This is a genomic window from Enterobacter sp. Crenshaw, from assembly GCF_024734705.1.
Taxonomy (GTDB): domain Bacteria; phylum Pseudomonadota; class Gammaproteobacteria; order Enterobacterales; family Enterobacteriaceae; genus Enterobacter; species Enterobacter asburiae_B.
Genome location: NZ_CP102932.1, coordinates 825,279 through 842,618, shown reverse-complemented (window position 1 = coordinate 842,618; position 17,340 = coordinate 825,279). Strand labels below are relative to the sequence as shown.

The window sequence follows — 17,340 nt, the reverse complement described above, 5'->3', positions numbered from 1 at the left end:
TTTCGTCACTCTGTCGGGCGACGAACTTTACCGCGTAGTGCTTTCACTGTGGATTTTTGGGCCTTCGAGGACAACCGACGCTCTTTCGATGCGCGGGTCGGCCGCGTTGCCCGGCGGCTTTTTTGTACTGCCGTTAGCTCTTTGATGACCGCCACCAGCCTGGCTACCGCCGCTTCCCGGTTGAGCTCCTGGCTGCGGTACTCCTGGGCTTTGATCACAATCACGCCATCGCTGGTGATCAGGTGATGGCTGGCGGCAAGCAGGCTTTCTTTATAATACTCTGGCAGGCTTGAGGCCCGAATGTCAAAACGCAAATGGATAGCCGTCGACGCCTTGTTGACGTGCTGCCCGCCTGCTCCCTGCGCACGGATGGCGGTGATCTCCAGCTCGCTGTCAGGAATGCTGACGTTTCGGGACAAGACGATCATGACGCGGGTTGCCACGCTGCTAAATGAATTTCCAGATTATTCTGAGAATCAGAGAGCCAGATGGCGCCATCCTGAATCGTCGCCTGCAAAACCATGGTCCGGCCGGCGAACTCGCTCAACTGCGCCAGCTGCTCATCATCCAGATACCAGACCGTGAGATTTTTAAACTGTCCGCACTTGCTCTTGTTTTGCTGCCACCAGATCTCCGCCGCGCGCTGATTATACGCGAATAAGGCCACTTCAGCGGACTGGGTGCAGGCCTTCTTAATTCTGCGCTCGTCAGGCAGGCCGAGTTCGATCCATAAGTCGATACCCAGATGATCGTTGCGCAACCAGGCTTCAGGCTCGTCTTCTGCGCTTAACCCACGGGAAAACTGCAGGCGCTCGTCGGCATACTTAATCCACGCCAGCAGGCGCAGCATCATGCGCTCCTGGGTTTCGGAGGGGTGGCGTGCCAGCGTAAGCGACGCATCGAGGAACTGGTTGCGATCCAGATCGGCCACATTGACCACAGCTTTATAAATTGTCGCTTTCAGCGCCATGAGAGAACTCCATTCGAATCAGGCGCACATTGTAGCGAAAACCGCGGCAAAAGGCTGTTACAGGGTGTTAAATACACCGCTATCAAGGCTCTGATATTGCTTAAATGAGTATGGTATAGTCACCTTGCTAAACCGAGTTTATCTTCGTAGGCTTAATGATATCTCACAGTAAGTCAGTGCGCTGGCGGGAGGGGATGTGAATAATTATTGTGAGTTAATTCGCAAACGGTATGCGGAAATCGCCAGCGGAGATCTGGGGTATGTCCCGGACGCGTTGGGCTGTGTATTGAAGGTGCTTAATGAAGTGGCCTCTGATGAGAGCCTTTCAGAGTCGGTCAGGGAAAAAGCAGCGTATGCTGCGGCGAATTTACTGGTGAGCGATTATGTCGATGAATGATACTTATCAACCCATCAATTGTGATGACTATGACAACCTCGAACTCGCCTGCCAGCATCATTTATTACTGACGCTGGAGCTAAAAGATGGCGAAGTGTTGAAGGCGAAAGCCAGCGATCTGGTTTCACGAAAGAATGTGGAATACCTGATAGTGGAAGACGCCGGTGCGACGCGTGAGCTGCGTCTGGACAAAATAGCCAGCTTCAGCCACCCGCAAATCGGCACCGTCGTGGTGAGCGAATCCTGATGACACTAACGGGCAGCCTGGCTGCCCGTTACGCTTTCTGCCACTCAAAACGAACGCCCTCTTCTGACCACCCCTCTTCCGTGATGAACACCCCTGCCGCAGCGATAAGCGTTTCACCGTAGAACAGTAGCGGCGTGGTGTCGCGCAGCCACGGCGGCACGTTACACTCCTGCCATATTTTCTTCAGCTTCCGTCCCCCGTTGCGCCCGACGATATGCAGCAGGCCGCCAGCCTTAAAACGCACGGTGACAGGTTCATCGGGCTTCGGCAGCCGCACATGACCAGACGACAGAAGAGAAACGCGTCCTGCCTCACAGGGCAATATCAGGGGCGCGTCAGGAGAAAGCCAGTCGAGCACCACATCGGTCAGAGAGAGCATGGATTTTATCCACCAGAGCTCCCCTTTATAACGTCTAACCTCAAAACCGTTCAGGTGGACGCACGGAGAAGCATCATCCCGCGCCAGTGCGACTTCGTCCCAGATACGGCTCAGCATTGTCCTCGACGGCATCGCGGCGCGATGAAAGGCCAGCCAGCGCCGTAACAGCGCGGCGCGACGTACCGGGCTCATCGCTTTCATCGGTGCGATCGCCAACGCCCCGTCGGCAGAAATGAGTGCAGCCAGCTCGTCGCTCAACAGTTCATCCAGCAACGATTCCTGTTCGGCGCACAGCATGGCGCTTCTTGCCGTCGCGTCGGCGAAATGCGGCCAGCGCTCGCCTAAAAGCGGGAGGACGCGCAGACGCAGGAAGTTACGGTCATAGCCGTCATCCTGGTTACTCTCATCTTCGATCCAGTTCAGCTGATGTTCTCGCGCCCAGGCTTCCAGCGAGGCACGCGTCTCGCCAAGCAGCGGACGCAGTAACGTTGTGCCGGCAAATTCAGAACGCGTCGGCATGGCAGAAAGTCCCGCCGGGCCGCTGCCCCGCTTAAGGGCCAGCAGAAAGGTTTCACACTGATCGTCCAGATGCTGGGCCGTGACCAGCGCTTCTCCAGGACGTAATGCCCCGGCAAATGCGGCATAGCGGGCTTTCCGCGCCTGCGCTTCGATGCCCAGCCCCTCCTCCGCAAGCGTGACGCGCTCAACGATGAGCGGGATCGCCCAGGCCGCACACAAGGCTTCACAGTGCACCACCCACGCCTCTGCGTGAGGACTTAATCCGTGGTGAATATGCATCGCCCGAAGCTGGACGTCAGGTTCCCGATCGCGCCAAAGCTTAAGGCGATGCAGCAACACGGTAGAATCCAGGCCACCGCTAAACCCCACCAGCAGCTGGCGGTACGGTGAAACGGCTTGTGCGATAGCGGGTAAGGTCATAGGAGATTACACATAAAAAATGCCCGAACTGAGCGGGCATTATCACACAGGACAACCATTACTGCTGATAAAGCTCCAGCGGCAGGCCGTCCGGATCGTTGAAAAAGGTAAAGCGCTTGTCGGTGAACGGATCGACGCGTATCGCTTCGCACGTCACGCCGTGCGCTTCCAGATGCTTAACTGCGCTATCCAGGTCATCGACGCTGAAGGCAAGATGACGCAGGCCGCAGGCTTCCGGGCGGGAGGGACGCGCAGGCGGAAAAGGAAAAGAGAACAGCTCAATCACATATTGCCCGTTTAACGCCAGATCGCCCTTCCAGGAGTCACGTTCCTCGCGGTAGGCCTCGCTCATGAGCGTAAAGCCCAGGATGTCGCAGTAGAAGGCCTTACTTTTCGCGTAATCGGTCGCAATGATCGCAATATGATGAACAGCTTTTAAACCCAGCATAGCTTCTCCTTTTTATGATGCCTGAACGTTACAACCGAAAACCCGCGCCTGGCAAGCGGTCACCCTTATTTTAGGACTCGCACCCAGTAAACGCCGCTCTCGTCGCGCTTCGCACCGTGGATATCCGTCTCAAAACCGGGATAGTGCCGCCCTACCGAACAGAGCATCAGCAGGAAATCAAGCACCGCCCGACTCTCTTCGGTAATCATCTCTCCCGGCATCAGGAGCGGAACGCCCGGCGGGTAAGGCAGGATCATGTTAGCCGATACGCGGCCGACCAGGTTTTCCAGCTCGACGGTTTCGACCTCCCCTTTCACCTGGCGCTGCCATGCCTTGTGCGGGGTAAACTTCATCTCCGGTAAGACATCGAACGCCTGAAGCATCAGACGCGGCAGATCGTGCTGACGGATCAGCCTGTGGATCCCCTGGGCCAGATCCTGAATGCGCATATTTCGATAGAAGTCGGGATCCTCCGCGTAGAGATCCGGCAGCATGTTCTTTACCCGCAGGTTAAGATCGTAGGCCCGCTTAAACTCCATCAGGCCGCGCAACAACCCCATCGCCCGGGTTTTGTCGATCCCGATGCTGAACAGGAACAGCAGGTTATAGGGACCGGTTTTCTCCACCACCACGCCACGTTCATCAAGGAATTTCGCGACCAGCGCGGCCGGAATACCTTCATCGCTCATCTTGCCCTGCTCATCCATGCCCGGCGTCAGGATCGTCACTTTTACCGGGTCGAGGAACATATGGTCGCTATCGGCATCCCGGAAGCCATGCCAGTCTTCGCCGGGCGAGACGGGCCAGCATTCGGCTTCATCAATCTCTTCCGGCTGCCAGATATCAAAGAACCAGCCGTCGGCTTCATCTTTAAGCCGCTGAACCTCTTTGCGGAAATGCAGCGCGCGTTCCACCGAACGATTGATGAGACGCTTACCGGGATTGCCGCGCAGCATCGCCGCGGCCGTTTCAATAGAGGCCACCAGCGGGTAGCTCGGCGAGGTGGTGGTGTGCATCATAAAGGCTTCGTTGAACGTGTCTTCGTCGTACTCGCCTTTGATGTGAATAAGCGAAGCCTGGGAAAACGCCGCCAGCATTTTATGCGTCGACTGCGTTTCGAAGAACACTTTCTCCGGCACCCGTTCACCGCTCATGCCGCTTTTGCCTGCGTAAATCGGATGGAAATTAGTGTAAGGCACCCATGCGGAATCGAAGTGGATCGACGGCACGTCCAGCGTCTGTTTGATCCAGTTCGTGTTGTACAGCAAACCGTCGTAGGTGGAATTGGTGATCACCGCATGGACAGGCCAGCTTGCGCCAGGAATTGCCGCGACCTTACTTTCAATGGCTTCGTGGGTGAACTCCCGGCGCGGAATGCCGCCAAGAATACCGAGCGCGTTACGCGTGGGCGAGAGCCAGAGCGGTACGACGTCGCTCATCATCAGCAGGTGTGCCAGCGATTTATGGCAGTTACGGTCAATCAGCAAGGTGCTACCAGCAGGCGCAGCGTACATCCCGACAATTTTGTTCGAGGTCGAGGTGCCGTTGGTCACCATATAGCTCTGCTCGGCGCCAAAGGTGCGGGCGATATACTCTTCGGCTTCAAGATGCGGGCCGGTGTGATCCAGCAGAGAGCCTAGTTCGGTGACTGAAATAGACACGTCCGCTTTTAGGGTGTTGCCACCGAAGAAATCATAGAACAGGCAGCCCACCGGGCTTTTTTGATAGGCCGTTCCCGCCATATGACCTGGCGTACAGAAGGTATATTTCCCCTCCTTCACGTAGGTGAAGAGCGCACGGGTAAAGGGCGGAGTGATGTTATCGAGATATTCATTCGTGTATTGCTGAATGCGGGTCGCAATATCTTCCGCCACGCCGAGGGAATATTCAAAGAACCACAGCGCCATACGCATATCATTGGCGCTGACGTCCATGGTTGAGTGGGTATTGATAAACGCGTACAGCGGGAGGTATTCGTTCAGCTTGTTGATGTCGCTGCACAGTTCGAGATCGTATTCGTCCCAGTCGAAGATCACGCCGCAGATACGCGGGTTATGCTCGATGAACTTCAGCAGATCGGCGCTGTTGTGCGGCCAGATTAGCTGATACCCGCGCGACTGCAGGGATTGCTCCAGCTCCTTAATCGGCTCATCTTTATAAAAGACGCCGTGTGGCCCCATAATGGCAATGATATTCATGGGCTTCCTCCTTAAAAAACATTAGCTAAGCATAGTCCGGCTAAACCGCAGGTATAAAAAAAGCCGCAACATTGTGCGGCTTTTCAGATAATTGTGAAGCTTACGCGTAACCGTAGGTCATCAGACGCTGGTAACGGCGGTTGAGCAGATCGTCTTTGCTCAGCACGTCCAGATCTGCCAGGTCAGCCAGCAGCTGCGCTTTCAGAGAAGCCGCCATTACTTCCGGCTTACGATGCGCACCACCCAGCGGTTCCGGAATGATGGAGTCGATCAGCTTCAGCTCTTTCAGGCGTGGCGCAATGATGCCCATTGCTTCTGCAGCCAGCGGCGCTTTGTCGGCGCTTTTCCACAGAATGGACGCACAGCCTTCCGGGGAGATAACGGAATAGGTGCTGTACTGCAGCATATTCACTTTATCGCCCACGCCAATCGCCAGCGCACCGCCGGAACCACCCTCACCGATAACGGTACAGATGACCGGCACCTTCAGACGAGACATCTCGCGCAGGTTGCGCGCGATAGCTTCAGACTGACCGCGCTCTTCCGCGCCCACGCCAGGGTATGCACCCGGGGTGTCGATGAAGGTGATGATTGGCATGTTGAAACGCTCAGCCATCTCCATCAGACGCAGGGCTTTACGGTAGCCTTCTGGTGCTGGCATACCGAAGTTACGACGGATTTTCTCTTTGGTTTCACGACCTTTCTGATGACCAATGATCATCACCGGGCGTCCGTCCAGACGCGCGATACCGCCAACGATAGCTTTATCGTCAGCGTATGCGCGATCGCCTGCCAGTTCGTCAAATTCGTCAAACGCCAGGCGGACATAATCCAGGGTGTACGGACGCTGTGGATGGCGAGCCAGCTGGGCCACCTGCCATGCGCCGAGATCGGCAAAGATTTTGCGCGTCAGCTCTACGCTTTTCTCGCGCAGACGATGCACTTCTTCGTCGATGTTAATATCCAGTTTTTCATCCTGACGGCTAACCGCTGTCAGAGAATCGATTTTCGCTTCCAGCTCAGCAATCGGCTGTTCGAAATCAAGGAAATTCAGACTCATAGTATTCCTGTATTAGTCAAACTCCAGTTCCACCTGCTCCGAACCAATGAGGCCACGGAGATCGTTCAGTAAACGATCGCTCGGAGAGACACGCCACGTTGCACCAAAGCGCAACCGCGCACGTGCATCCGCCCTCTGATAGTAGAGATGTACTGGAATTGTCCCCGAGCGGTGGGGTTCCAGAGACTGACGGAGTCGGTTTAAAAGCTGGTCATCAATTTGCCTGTCCGTCAGCGAGATAGCAAGCCCGCGAGCATATTTTTCCCGGGCTTCGTCAATGTCCATCACTTCGCGGGCGGTCATTTTAAGCCCCCCACTGAAGTCATCAAAGCTGACCTGTCCGCTGACGATAAGTATGCGGTCTTTTTCCAGCAATTGCTGGTATTTATCCAGCGCGTCGGTGAACAACATCACCTCCAGACGCCCGGAACGGTCATCCAACGTACAGATGCCGATACGATTACCGCGCTTGGTGACCATAACCCTTGCGGCAATCACGAGCCCCGCAGCCGTGGTGATTTTACCACGTTCTGTCGGATGCATGTCTTTAAGCCTGTGGCCGCCGACATAGCGCTCAATTTCTTTGATGTACTGGTTGATCGGGTGCCCCGTCAGGTACAAGCCTAACGTCTCACGCTCCCCATCCAGTACCACCTGTTCTGGCCACGGCTGGCAGTTGGAATAAGATTGCTCGATCTGCTCTGGCTCTTCCGCCAGCACGCCGAACATATCCGCCTGACCAATGGCTTCCGCTTTTGCGTGCTGATCCGCCGCTTTCAGGGCGTCGCCGAGGGAATTCATCAGCGCGGCGCGGTGCGGCCCCAGCCTGTCAAACGCGCCGGACATGATCAGTTTTTCCAGCACGCGACGGTTCAGTTTTTTGGTGTCGGTACGGGCGCAAAGATCGAACAGCTCGCGGAAATACCCGCCGTTGTTACGCGCTTCGATGATCGCCTCGATCGGACCTTCGCCCACGCCTTTGATCGCGCCGATCCCATAAACGATCTCTCCATCGTCGTTGACGTGGAAGTGGTAGAGCCCTGAGTTAATATCCGGCGGCAGGATCTTAAGCCCCATGCGCCAGCACTCGTCCACCAGGCCAACCACCTTCTCGGTGTTGTCCATATCGGCCGTCATTACCGCCGCCATAAATTCAGCAGGATAGTGCGCTTTCAGCCACAGCGTTTGATACGACACCAAAGCATAGGCGGCGGAGTGAGATTTGTTAAATCCGTACCCGGCGAATTTCTCCACCAGGTCGAAGATTTTCATCGCCAGCTCGCCGTCAACGCCGTTTTTCTTCGCCCCGTCTTCAAAGATGGAGCGCTGCTTGGCCATCTCTTCCGGCTTTTTCTTACCCATCGCACGACGCAGCATGTCCGCGCCGCCGAGCGTATAGCCGGAAAGCACCTGAGCAATCTGCATGACCTGTTCCTGATACAGGATAATGCCGTAGGTTGGCTCCAGCACCGGCTTCAGGCTTTCATGCTGCCACTGAACGTCCGGGTAAGAAATCTCTTCGCGACCGTGCTTACGGTCGATAAAGTTATCTACCATCCCTGACTGCAGTGGGCCCGGACGGAACAGGGCGACCAGTGCGATCATATCTTCGAAGCAGTCGGGCTGCAGGCGTTTAATCAGATCTTTCATGCCGCGGGATTCAAGCTGGAAGACGGCCGTCGTCTCCGAGCGCTGCAGCATGTCGAAACTTTTCTTGTCATCCAGCGGGATGGCGGCAATGTCTATCGGCTCAAGGCCCTGCTTTTCCCGGCGCGGGTTGATCATCTTCAGCGCCCAGTCGATGATCGTCAGCGTACGCAGGCCGAGGAAGTCAAACTTCACCAGCCCGGCGTATTCTACGTCGTTCTTATCAAACTGAGTAACCGGGTGCTCACCCGCTTCATCGCAGTAGAGCGGCGCGAAGTCGGTAATTTTGGTCGGGGCGATAACCACGCCCCCCGCATGCTTACCGGCGTTACGCGTGACGCCTTCCAGCTTGCGCGCCATGTCAATCAGCGCTTTCACTTCTTCGTCAGCTTCGTAGATTTCCGGCAGCTGAGGTTCGGCTTCAAACGCTTTTGCCAGCGTCATGCCCGGATCGGGCGGCACCAGCTTAGAAATGCGATCGACAAACCCGTACGGGTGGCCCAGCACGCGGCCGACGTCGCGGATAACCGCTTTCGCCGCCATCGTACCGAACGTAATAATCTGCGATACCGCATCACGGCCGTACATATCGGCAACGTGCTCGATCACCTGGTCGCGTTTCTCCATGCAGAAGTCGACGTCAAAGTCGGGCATGGAAACACGTTCCGGGTTAAGGAAACGTTCGAACAGCAGGTCGAATTCCAGCGGATCGAGGTCGGTAATTTTAAGCGCATAGGCCACAAGCGATCCCGCACCGGAGCCACGTCCCGGTCCAACCGGTACGCCGTTATCCTTCGACCACTGGATAAACTCCATTACGATCAGGAAGTAGCCCGGGAAGCCCATCTGGTTGATGACCTGGAGTTCAATATCCAGGCGTTCATCGTACGGCGGCCGCTTCTCTTTGCGAACGGCCTCATCCGGGAACAGGAATTCCAGACGCTCTTCCAGACCTTCTTTTGATTTCACGACCAGGAAATCTTCCGTGGTCATGTCACCCGTCGGGAACTGCGGCAGGAAGTATTCGCCGAGGCGGACGGTAACGTTACAGCGCCTGGCGATCTCTACGCTGTTTTCCAGCGCTTCGGGGATATCGGAGAAGAGTTCACACATCTCCTCCTCGCTGCGCATGTACTGTTGAGCGGAGTAATTACGCGGCCGTTTCGGATCGTCGAGCGTGAAGCCATCGTGGATCGCCACGCGAATTTCGTGAGCGTCAAAATCTCCCGGCTCGAGGAAGCGTACATCGTTTGTCGCGACGACGGGCAGCCCGCGTTCTTCCGCAAGTGCGACCGCCGCATGGAGATAGCTCTCTTCGTCCTGGCGACCGGTGCGGATCAACTCCAGATAATAACGATCCGGGAAATACTCCTCATAGAACGAGACGCATTGATCCACCAGCGCGCTATTGCCGCGCAGCAGACATTTACCGACATCGCCCATACGGCCGCCAGAGATCAGCAGCAGCCCTTCGTTCAGCTCAGCCAGCCAGTCCCTGTCGATCCACGGGCCCAGCGCACCATATCCGCGCTGATAGGCTTTTGAGATAAGCAGAGTGAGGTTTTGATAGCCCGTGTTGTTCATCGCCAGCACGGAGATTTGCGTCATTTCATCGCCGACGAGATCGCTCTGGACATGAAAATCTGCGCCGACGATAGGCTTCATTCCCGCACCGTGCGCCGTTCCGTAGAACTTCACCAGGCCACACAGGTTGGTAAAATCGGTGATCGCCAGCGCGGGCATGCCAAGGGAGGCCGCCTTTTTTACCAGCGGCCCGGTCTTCGCCAGCCCATCGATCATGGAGTAGTCGCTATGCACCCGCAGGTGTACGAAACGTGGTTCAGCCATCTTCAGATTCCGCGTTACTTAATTGCTTGCGTATTGATTCAGGACACCCGTCCCAGCGCGCGTTTCACCGGGCCAAAACTGCGCCGGTGATGTTCGGTTGCGCCATGTTCAGCCAGCCTTTCCAGATGGAAAGGTGTGGGATACCCCTTATGCTGGGCGAAACCATACTGAGGATAAGTGAGGTCCAGCGCGGCCATTTCGGCGTCGCGCGTCACTTTGGCAATGATAGAAGCGGCGCTAATTTCTGCGACCCGACTATCGCCTTTGACGACCGCCATTGAAGGCATGGGCAATGCCGGACAGCGGTTGCCGTCAATCAGGACATATTCCGGGGAAATTTTCAGACCTGCTACCGCACGCTGCATCGCCAGCATCGTGGCATGCAAAATATTCAGCTCGTCTATTTCATGCGGTTCAGCGCGCCCCAGGCTCCAGGCCAGCGCCTTCTCCTGAATCTCACTGAACAGCGCCAGACGGCGTTTTTCAGACAATTTTTTTGAGTCGTTCAGCCCGATAATCGGGCGAGCCGGATCGAGGATCACCGCGGCAGTCACCACAGCCCCGACCAACGGGCCACGACCCACTTCGTCCACGCCCGCCACAAGGCGAGTGTGAGGATAAACAAATTCCATCATTTTGCTAACTCCAGCACCGCATCAGCCGCTTGCTCATCAGCATTACAGCGGATCAGTTGATGCAGTTCGCGGAAGGTATCGTGCATCTGGTGGCTGGTCTTGCCGTTCGCGAGCAGCGGCAGTAGTGCATCGGCAAGCGCCTGCGGCTGGCACTCATCCTGCAGCAGCTCTTTCACCAGCTCGCGCCCGGCAAGCAGGTTTGGCAGGGAGACATAATCCGTTTTAACCAGACGTTTTGCCAGCCAGAAAGTGAACGGCTTCATGCGATAACCGACCACCATCGGGCATTTCGCCAGCATGCATTCCAGCGCCGCCGTGCCGGAGGCCAGCAGCGCGGCATCGCTCGCATACATCGCTTCCCGCCCTTTCCCGTCCAGAAGACGGACGTGAAGATCCGGGGCGACTTCCGCTTTGATTCGCTCAAACTGCTCACGGCGTTTCGCATTTACCAGCGGAACAACCACTTCAAGATCCGGATAGGTCTGGCGAAGAATTTGCGCAGTTTTGAGGAAATCGGCGCTCAGCATCTCAACTTCTGCACCACGGCTGCCCGGTAGCAATGCCAGACAGTGCACATCGTGCGGGATGCCCAGCGCGTCGCGCGCCGCGTTTTTATCCGGATCCAATGGCATCGCATCCGCCATGGTATGACCGATAAAACGGCACGGAACATTAAATCTGTCGTAAAACGCTTTTTCGAAAGGCAGGAAAGCCAGCACCAGGTTGGTGGACCGTCCGATTTTGAAAACGCGTTTCTGTCGCCACGCCCAGACGGACGGACTGACGTAGTGAATTGTTTTGATACCCTGCTTTTTCAGATTCCCTTCGAGGGTAATGTTGAAATCAGGCGCATCGATACCGACAAACACATCGGGTTTGAGTTCAGTAAAACGGCGGGTGAGATCGGCGCGGATGTGCAGCAAACGGCGTAGCCGTCCCAGCACCTCAACGATGCCCATCACGGCGAGTTCTTCCATTTCATACCAGGCTTCACAGCCTTCGGCCTGCATCAGCGGGCCAGCAACGCCGACAAAGCGAGCATTGGGTACACGCGCCTTAAGCGCGCGGATGAGACCGGCACCAAGAATATCGCCGGAGGTTTCTCCGGCGACCAGGGCTATCGTAAGCGGACGACTGTCGACCATTAACGAATCAGACCCCTTGTTGAACGGTCAAAGAATTCCATGAACGCGTTCACTTCCGGGTGCTTATTCGCCAGCTCGGCAATTTCCGGCTTCGCCTCTTCCAGCGTTTTACCGCTACGGTACAGCAGTTTGTACGCGTTGCGGATGGCAGTAATCGCTTCGCGACTAAAACCACGACGCTTGAGGCCTTCGATGTTCACGCCAAACGGCGTGGCATGGTTGCCCTGCGCAATCACATACGGTGGGACGTCCTGCGCCACACCGGAGCATCCGCCAACCATCACGTGCGCACCAATGATGCAGAACTGATGGACTGCGGTCATGCCGCCAATAATTGCGAAGTCATCAACCGATACGTGTCCTGCCAGCGTTGCGTTGTTGGCAAGAATACAGCGGTCACCCACGGTACAGTCGTGCGCGATATGCGCATTAACCATAAACAGGTTATCGCTGCCCACCTTCGTCAACCCACCACCCTGTACTGTTCCACGATGAATAGTGACGCTTTCGCGAATACGGTTACGATCGCCAATTTCCAGACGGGTCGACTCACCAGCATATTTCAGATCCTGGTTAACTTCGCCGATGGAAGCGAACTGATAGATCTCGTTATTGCAGCCAATGGTCGTGTGACCATTCACGACAACATGAGATTTCAGTACTGTACCCTCACCAATTTCGACATGGGGTCCAACAATACAAAACGGGCCAATGTGGACGTTAGCGCCAATGATGGCACCGGTTTCCACAATAGCGGTAGGATGAATAAAGGCTGATTTATCAATCACGTATCAGGACTCCCGGCTACGAGCACACATCATCGTCGCTTCGCAAACAACTTTGCCGTCAACCAGCGCTACGCCTTTGAAGCGAGTCAGGCCACGACGCGTTTTTTCAAAAGTGACTTCCATGATCATCTGATCACCAGGCACGACAGGGCGCTTAAAGCGCGCTTCATCAATACCCGCGAAGTAATACAGCTCACCTGGCTCCAGTTTGCCAACGCTTTTAAACGCCAGAATACCGGTAGCCTGAGCCATCGCTTCCAGAATCAACACACCCGGGAAGATAGGCTTACCAGGGAAGTGTCCCTGGAAAAACGGCTCGTTCACGGAAACATTTTTCACTGCGCGCAGAAAACGACCTTCTTCAAAATCCAGCACACGGTCTACCAGCAGAAACGGGTAGCGGTGCGGCAGAAGTTCTAAAATCTCTTCAATATGCAGAGTATGAGTGTCAGTAGTCAAAATACTCTTCCTGTCAAAATGTACTGATAACAATAATAACACGGCCTGCCGGTTTATTAGAAAGCCGACAGGCCGGGAAAAATAGCGTTAAACGGATGACGCTTAATCTTGTTGATCGATCTTACGCTCAAGGGACTTGAGGCGCTTGCTCATATCATCAATGTTCATCACCAGAGCTGCTGTTTTACGCCATACCTTGTTGGGTTGTAGCGGAATACCTGAGGAATAGACGCCAGGTTCAGTGATAGGACGCATTACCATGCCCATTCCCGTCACAGTCACCTTGTCGCATATTTCCATATGGCCATTAATCACGCTCGCGCCGCCAATCATGCAATAACGGCCAATTTTCAGGCTGCCTGCCATGATGACGCCACCCGCAACCGCGGTATTGTCGCCAATCACAACGTTATGCGCAATCTGGCACTGGTTATCGATGATAACACCATTGCCAATGATCGTGTCGTCAAGCGCGCCACGGTCAATGGTGGTACAGGCGCCGATCTCTACGCGATCGCCAATAATAACGCGACCAAGCTGCGGGATCTTAACCCAGTTACCACGATCGTTAGCGTAACCAAAGCCATCAGAACCAATAACGGTGCTGGACTGGACGAGGCAATTTTCGCCAATTTCAACATCATGATAAACGGACACATTGGCCCATAAACGGGTTCCGGCGCCGATTTTCGTATTTTTCCCAACGAAGCAGCCCGGGCCAATGACGACGTTATCGCCCAGCACAACGCCGGATTCGATAACTGCATTCGCGCCAACGGCGACGTTGTTACCAAGCCTGGCCGTCGCATCAATCGCTGCACTGGCCGCAATGTTCTGGGCCGGCTGCGGCGTGGTATCAAGAATTTGAGCCATGCGTGCATACGTCAGGTAGGGGTTTTTCACTACCAGCGCGCTTACAGTGGCAAATGGAAGATCGTCCTGCGTCAGTACAACAGCTGACGCCTGGCATTGAGCCAGTTGCTCACGGTACTTAGGGCTTACCATGAAGGTAATCGTGCCAGCTTTAGCAGATTGCATGGACGCAACAGCGGTGATGACGATATCGCCATCACCGTGTAATTCTGCATCCAACTGCTGAGCTAAATCAGCCAGTCGAATTGAAGGCATTACTTATTTAACCTGTTTCAGAACATCAGCAGTGATGTCTTTAACATCTTTGCTGTTATAAGCAACGGCGTTCGCATCTACAACCAGATCGATACTCTGATCGGCAGCCACTGCTTTAACAGCAGTCTGAATGCGAGTTACCAGCTTGCCGCGTTCTTCGTTAGAACGACGCTGACGATCCTGCTCGAAAGCCTGCGCTTTCTGGGAGAACGTCTGGCGCTGAGCCATTACGTCTTTTTCCAGCTTGCTGCGATCGCTTGCTTTCATGGTAGAACCATCACGCTGCAGACGCTGCATTTTGGACTGAAGATCGTTTTCCATACCCTGCAGTTCGCTTGCACGGCCTTTGAATTCGTTTTCCAGAGTCGCAGAAACACCCGTTTTCTGTGCAACCTGCTGGAACAAATTACCCATGTTGACGATTGCAATTTTGTCTGCTGCCTGAGCAGAAGTTGCCATCGCTAAACCGAGACCTGCAGCTAATAACCACTTTTTCACAATTAACTCCTTACCATCCCATTGGCACCAGAAGGTACCGTTCTTTGCGTGGCAAGGCGACCGTGTAACCGATCGCCAGTTGTCAGCGCTACACTGCCAACGCATTCCTTTGCAGCGGATTATTACCAGGTTTTACCAATGTTAAACTGGAATTGCTCCGCTTTGTCTCCATCATATTTCTTAAACGGCTGGGCGTAGGAGAAGACCAACGGCCCCAGCGGTGACATCCATTGTAATGCGATACCGGCAGACATGCGAATATTGCTCGGATCGCTGTAGTCAGGAATGCCTTCTGCGCGCATCTGGGCAGTATTCTGCCAGTTGGTATCCCACACGGTACCGGCATCCCAGAAGAAGGACGTACGGACCGAGTTCGCATATTTATCACTGATAAACGGCGTTGGCGTGATGAACTCCAGGCTGGCAACGGCCATGGCGTTACCGCCCACCGCGTCATTGGAGCTACAGACTTCTGACGAGGAAGACTTATCACAGTTATCTTTGTCGTTTCCGCCGTAGTAAACCGCTTTCGGACCAATGTTGTTGGACTGGAAACCACGAACGGTGCTGGAGCCACCCGCATAGAAGTTTTCATAGAACGGCAGTTCTTTGCTACCCAGACCATCTCCATAGCCCCAACGGGTACGACCCAGAACCACCCACTTATGGTCGTCATCGATCGGGAAGTAGGACGCGGTATCCAGCGTGACCTTATAGAACTCGTTATCGGAACCCGGCACGGTAACTTTACCGTTCAGGTTGACGCGAGAACCTTCCGTTGGGAAGTAACCACGGTCGAGACGGTTATAGGTCCAGCCGTAGTTAAAGGTGAAGTCATCCGCCGCGAAGCCATTGTCATTACCATTTTTACTGGTTGACTGGCCGATAGAGTCCAGATAACGCCACATCGCCACCTGCGGTTGCATGTTGGACAGGTCGTTATGCACGTAACCCAAGCCTGCACGCAGGGTGTTGTATTCGTTAACCGGGAAGCCAAGCGTACCGTCTACACCGTAACTCTTGTTGGTGTATGAAGACAGGTCCGCGTCATCTGCTTTAAAGTCGTTATAGAAGATACGACCGCCCAGGCTCACACCGTCTACGGTGAAGTATGGGTTAGTCACAGAGAACTCAGAGTAGGTCTGGTAGTCGTTTTTGGTGCCGTTAATACCGACAGAGTAACCCGTACCCAGCCAGTTATCCTGCTGTACGCCGACCTGGAAGCTGACGCCGCTTTCAGTACCGTAGCCCACACCGAAGTTGAAGCTACCGGTGTTGCGCTCTTTCACTTTATATACGACATCAACCTGATCCGGGCTGCCCGGTACGCGCTGGGTATCGGTATCCACCGTTTCAAAATAGCCCAGACGGTTCAGACGCTCTTTACCCTGATCAACGAGGTCGCTTCCCAACCATGCGCCTTCCATCTGACGCATTTCGCGACGCAGAACGGAATCTTTGGAGGTGTCGTTACCGACGAAGCGGATCTTACGCACGTAGAAACGGTTGCCCGCATCAACATTCACGTGCAGCTTAACGGTTTTATCCGCGTCATTGATTTCCGGCTGAGTCTGTACGCGCGGATAGGCATAACCGTAGCGGCCGAGCAGCTTCTTAATGCTGTCTTCCATTTTGGTTACCTTGGAACCGCTATACAGATCGCCCGGCTGAATTTTGGTCAGCGATTCGATTTCAGCAGAATGCCCCGCCAGGTTACCACTCACTTCAACACCAGAAAGCTTGTACTGCTCGCCTTCAGTGATGTTAACCGTAATGTAGATACCTTTCTTGTCCGGAGTCAGACTGACCTGAGTCGAGTCGATGTTGAAACGCGCATAGCCACGATCGAGATAGTAGCTGCGCAGGGTTTCGAGGTCGCCCGCCAGTTTCTGTTTCTGGTATTTGCGATCGCCCACCACGTTCCACCATGGCACTTCATCGCGCAGCTGGAAGGTGGAGATCAGTTCGTCGGTGCTGAACGCGTGGTTGCCGACAATGTTGATCTGCTGGATCTTCGCAGAAACACCTTCCTGGAAGACCAGCTTCAGGTCAACACGGTTACGTGGCAGCGGAGTGACAACCGCTTTCACGCTGGCGCTGTATTTACCGACGCTGTAGTAGAAGTCTTCCAGACCTTTTTCAATGTCTGAAAGGGTTGTGCGGTCCAGGGACTCACCCACACGAACACCAGATGCTTCAAGGTTCTGCTTGAGCATGTCATCTTTCACCGACTTGTTACCGGAGAAAGTGATACTGGCGATCGTCGGACGTTCTTTTACCTGTACCAGCAGCGTATCACCATCGCGCAGGACGCGGACGTCCTCAAAGTTGCCGGTGGCAAACAGAGCACGGATGGTGTTACTGATATCATCATCATTAACCGTATCGCCGGGGCGTACAGGCATACTGAGGAGGGCCGCACCAACGGCGACACGCTGGAGGCCTTCGAAATGAATGTCTTTCACTACGAACCCGTCAGCACCGTATACGGTGGCGCTGCTAAACAGCAGCGACGCTATGAGCAACTTTTTCATCGCCATCGTTATTATGCGTT

Annotated in this window: 16 protein-coding genes; 2 read left to right on the top strand and 14 right to left on the bottom strand. The window is 54.8% G+C overall.

Translation table 11 applies throughout. The features are described from left to right. Positions 1-5 precede the first annotated feature (5 nt). The gene (arfB, locus tag NWV12_RS03885) at positions 6-428 is read right to left on the bottom strand and encodes an alternative ribosome rescue aminoacyl-tRNA hydrolase ArfB (protein ID WP_048978981.1); all 423 of its coding nucleotides are present in this window, start codon (positions 426-428) and stop codon (positions 6-8) included. Further along, positions 425-970 (bottom strand): YaeQ family protein, encoded by a 546-nt coding sequence (locus tag NWV12_RS03880; protein WP_048978982.1) that lies wholly within the window; start codon positions 968-970, stop codon positions 425-427. Before NWV12_RS03880 ends, arfB begins: the two co-directional genes overlap by 4 nt. 196 nt (positions 971-1,166) lie before the next feature. Between NWV12_RS03880 and NWV12_RS03875 the strand changes: the two genes are divergently transcribed. Both NWV12_RS03875 and rof read left to right on the top strand, forming a co-directional pair. Further along, positions 1,167-1,367, top strand: coding sequence for a YaeP family protein (locus NWV12_RS03875; protein ID WP_008501889.1), 201 nt, complete (start codon positions 1,167-1,169; stop codon positions 1,365-1,367). Then, complete coding sequence (gene rof, locus NWV12_RS03870; RefSeq protein ID WP_008501890.1) at positions 1,354-1,614, top strand: Rho-binding antiterminator; 261 nt, start codon at positions 1,354-1,356, stop codon at positions 1,612-1,614. The genes NWV12_RS03875 and rof overlap by 14 nt, the downstream gene beginning before the upstream one ends. 28 nt (positions 1,615-1,642) lie before the next feature. Here the strand turns inward: rof and tilS are convergent, their stop codons facing one another. The 12 genes from tilS to bamA all read right to left on the bottom strand — a co-directional run bounded on the left by tilS (position 1,643) and on the right by bamA (position 17,326). Beyond that, the gene (gene tilS, locus NWV12_RS03865) at positions 1,643-2,932 is read right to left on the bottom strand and encodes a tRNA lysidine(34) synthetase TilS (protein WP_048978983.1); all 1,290 of its coding nucleotides are present in this window, start codon (positions 2,930-2,932) and stop codon (positions 1,643-1,645) included. A 58-nt stretch (positions 2,933-2,990) separates the two neighbouring features. Continuing rightward, positions 2,991-3,380 carry a VOC family protein gene (locus NWV12_RS03860; RefSeq protein WP_023334583.1) on the bottom strand — a complete coding sequence of 130 codons (390 nt, stop codon included), beginning with the start codon at positions 3,378-3,380 and terminating at the stop codon, positions 2,991-2,993. 65 nt (positions 3,381-3,445) lie between these two features. Beyond that, complete coding sequence (locus NWV12_RS03855) at positions 3,446-5,578, bottom strand: lysine decarboxylase LdcC (protein WP_048978984.1); 2,133 nt, start codon at positions 5,576-5,578, stop codon at positions 3,446-3,448. Between the two features lie 100 nt (positions 5,579-5,678). Further along, complete coding sequence (gene accA / locus NWV12_RS03850) at positions 5,679-6,638, bottom strand: acetyl-CoA carboxylase carboxyl transferase subunit alpha (RefSeq protein ID WP_023310466.1); 960 nt, start codon at positions 6,636-6,638, stop codon at positions 5,679-5,681. 12 nt (positions 6,639-6,650) lie between these two features. Next, positions 6,651-10,133 carry a DNA polymerase III subunit alpha gene (gene dnaE, locus NWV12_RS03845; RefSeq protein ID WP_033144674.1) on the bottom strand — a complete coding sequence of 1,161 codons (3,483 nt, stop codon included), beginning with the start codon at positions 10,131-10,133 and terminating at the stop codon, positions 6,651-6,653. 38 nt (positions 10,134-10,171) lie between these two features. Further along, entirely contained in the window at positions 10,172-10,768 is a 597-nt protein-coding gene (rnhB, locus tag NWV12_RS03840) for a ribonuclease HII (RefSeq protein WP_024907528.1), read from the bottom strand. Next, entirely contained in the window at positions 10,765-11,913 is a 1,149-nt protein-coding gene (lpxB, locus tag NWV12_RS03835; protein ID WP_023334578.1) for a lipid-A-disaccharide synthase, read from the bottom strand. The genes rnhB and lpxB overlap by 4 nt, the downstream gene beginning before the upstream one ends. After that, positions 11,913-12,701 (bottom strand): acyl-ACP--UDP-N-acetylglucosamine O-acyltransferase, encoded by a 789-nt coding sequence (gene lpxA / locus NWV12_RS03830; RefSeq protein WP_023310462.1) that lies wholly within the window; start codon positions 12,699-12,701, stop codon positions 11,913-11,915. The genes lpxB and lpxA overlap by 1 nt, the downstream gene beginning before the upstream one ends. A gap of 3 nt (positions 12,702-12,704) precedes the next feature. Continuing rightward, complete coding sequence (fabZ, locus tag NWV12_RS03825; protein ID WP_010426706.1) at positions 12,705-13,160, bottom strand: 3-hydroxyacyl-ACP dehydratase FabZ; 456 nt, start codon at positions 13,158-13,160, stop codon at positions 12,705-12,707. Between the two features lie 102 nt (positions 13,161-13,262). Further along, complete coding sequence (lpxD, locus tag NWV12_RS03820) at positions 13,263-14,288, bottom strand: UDP-3-O-(3-hydroxymyristoyl)glucosamine N-acyltransferase (RefSeq protein WP_032644136.1); 1,026 nt, start codon at positions 14,286-14,288, stop codon at positions 13,263-13,265. A 3-nt stretch (positions 14,289-14,291) separates the two neighbouring features. Continuing rightward, complete coding sequence (skp, locus tag NWV12_RS03815; RefSeq protein WP_032644135.1) at positions 14,292-14,786, bottom strand: molecular chaperone Skp; 495 nt, start codon at positions 14,784-14,786, stop codon at positions 14,292-14,294. A 122-nt stretch (positions 14,787-14,908) separates the two neighbouring features. Then, positions 14,909-17,326, bottom strand: a complete 2,418-nt coding sequence (gene bamA, locus NWV12_RS03810) for an outer membrane protein assembly factor BamA (RefSeq protein WP_033144673.1) — start codon at positions 17,324-17,326, stop codon at positions 14,909-14,911. Positions 17,327-17,340: the final 14 nt, after the last annotated feature.

Bases quoted from the DNA above. Each gene is read 5' to 3' on its own strand.
- arfB (WP_048978981.1), bottom strand. From the start codon at position 428: ATGATCGTCTTGTCCCGAAACGTCAGCATTCCTGACAGCGAGCTGGAG.
- NWV12_RS03880 (WP_048978982.1), bottom strand. From the start codon at position 970: ATGGCGCTGAAAGCGACAATTTATAAAGCTGTGGTCAATGTGGCCGAT.
- rof (WP_008501890.1), top strand. From the start codon at position 1,354: ATGTCGATGAATGATACTTATCAACCCATCAATTGTGATGACTATGAC.
- tilS (WP_048978983.1), bottom strand. From the start codon at position 2,932: ATGACCTTACCCGCTATCGCACAAGCCGTTTCACCGTACCGCCAGCTG.
- NWV12_RS03860 (WP_023334583.1), bottom strand. From the start codon at position 3,380: ATGCTGGGTTTAAAAGCTGTTCATCATATTGCGATCATTGCGACCGAT.
- NWV12_RS03855 (WP_048978984.1), bottom strand. From the start codon at position 5,578: ATGAATATCATTGCCATTATGGGGCCACACGGCGTCTTTTATAAAGAT.
- accA (WP_023310466.1), bottom strand. From the start codon at position 6,638: ATGAGTCTGAATTTCCTTGATTTCGAACAGCCGATTGCTGAGCTGGAA.
- dnaE (WP_033144674.1), bottom strand. From the start codon at position 10,133: ATGGCTGAACCACGTTTCGTACACCTGCGGGTGCATAGCGACTACTCC.
- rnhB (WP_024907528.1), bottom strand. From the start codon at position 10,768: ATGATGGAATTTGTTTATCCTCACACTCGCCTTGTGGCGGGCGTGGAC.
- lpxB (WP_023334578.1), bottom strand. From the start codon at position 11,913: ATGGTCGACAGTCGTCCGCTTACGATAGCCCTGGTCGCCGGAGAAACC.
- lpxD (WP_032644136.1), bottom strand. From the start codon at position 14,288: ATGCCTTCAATTCGACTGGCTGATTTAGCTCAGCAGTTGGATGCAGAA.
- bamA (WP_033144673.1), bottom strand. From the start codon at position 17,326: ATGGCGATGAAAAAGTTGCTCATAGCGTCGCTGCTGTTTAGCAGCGCC.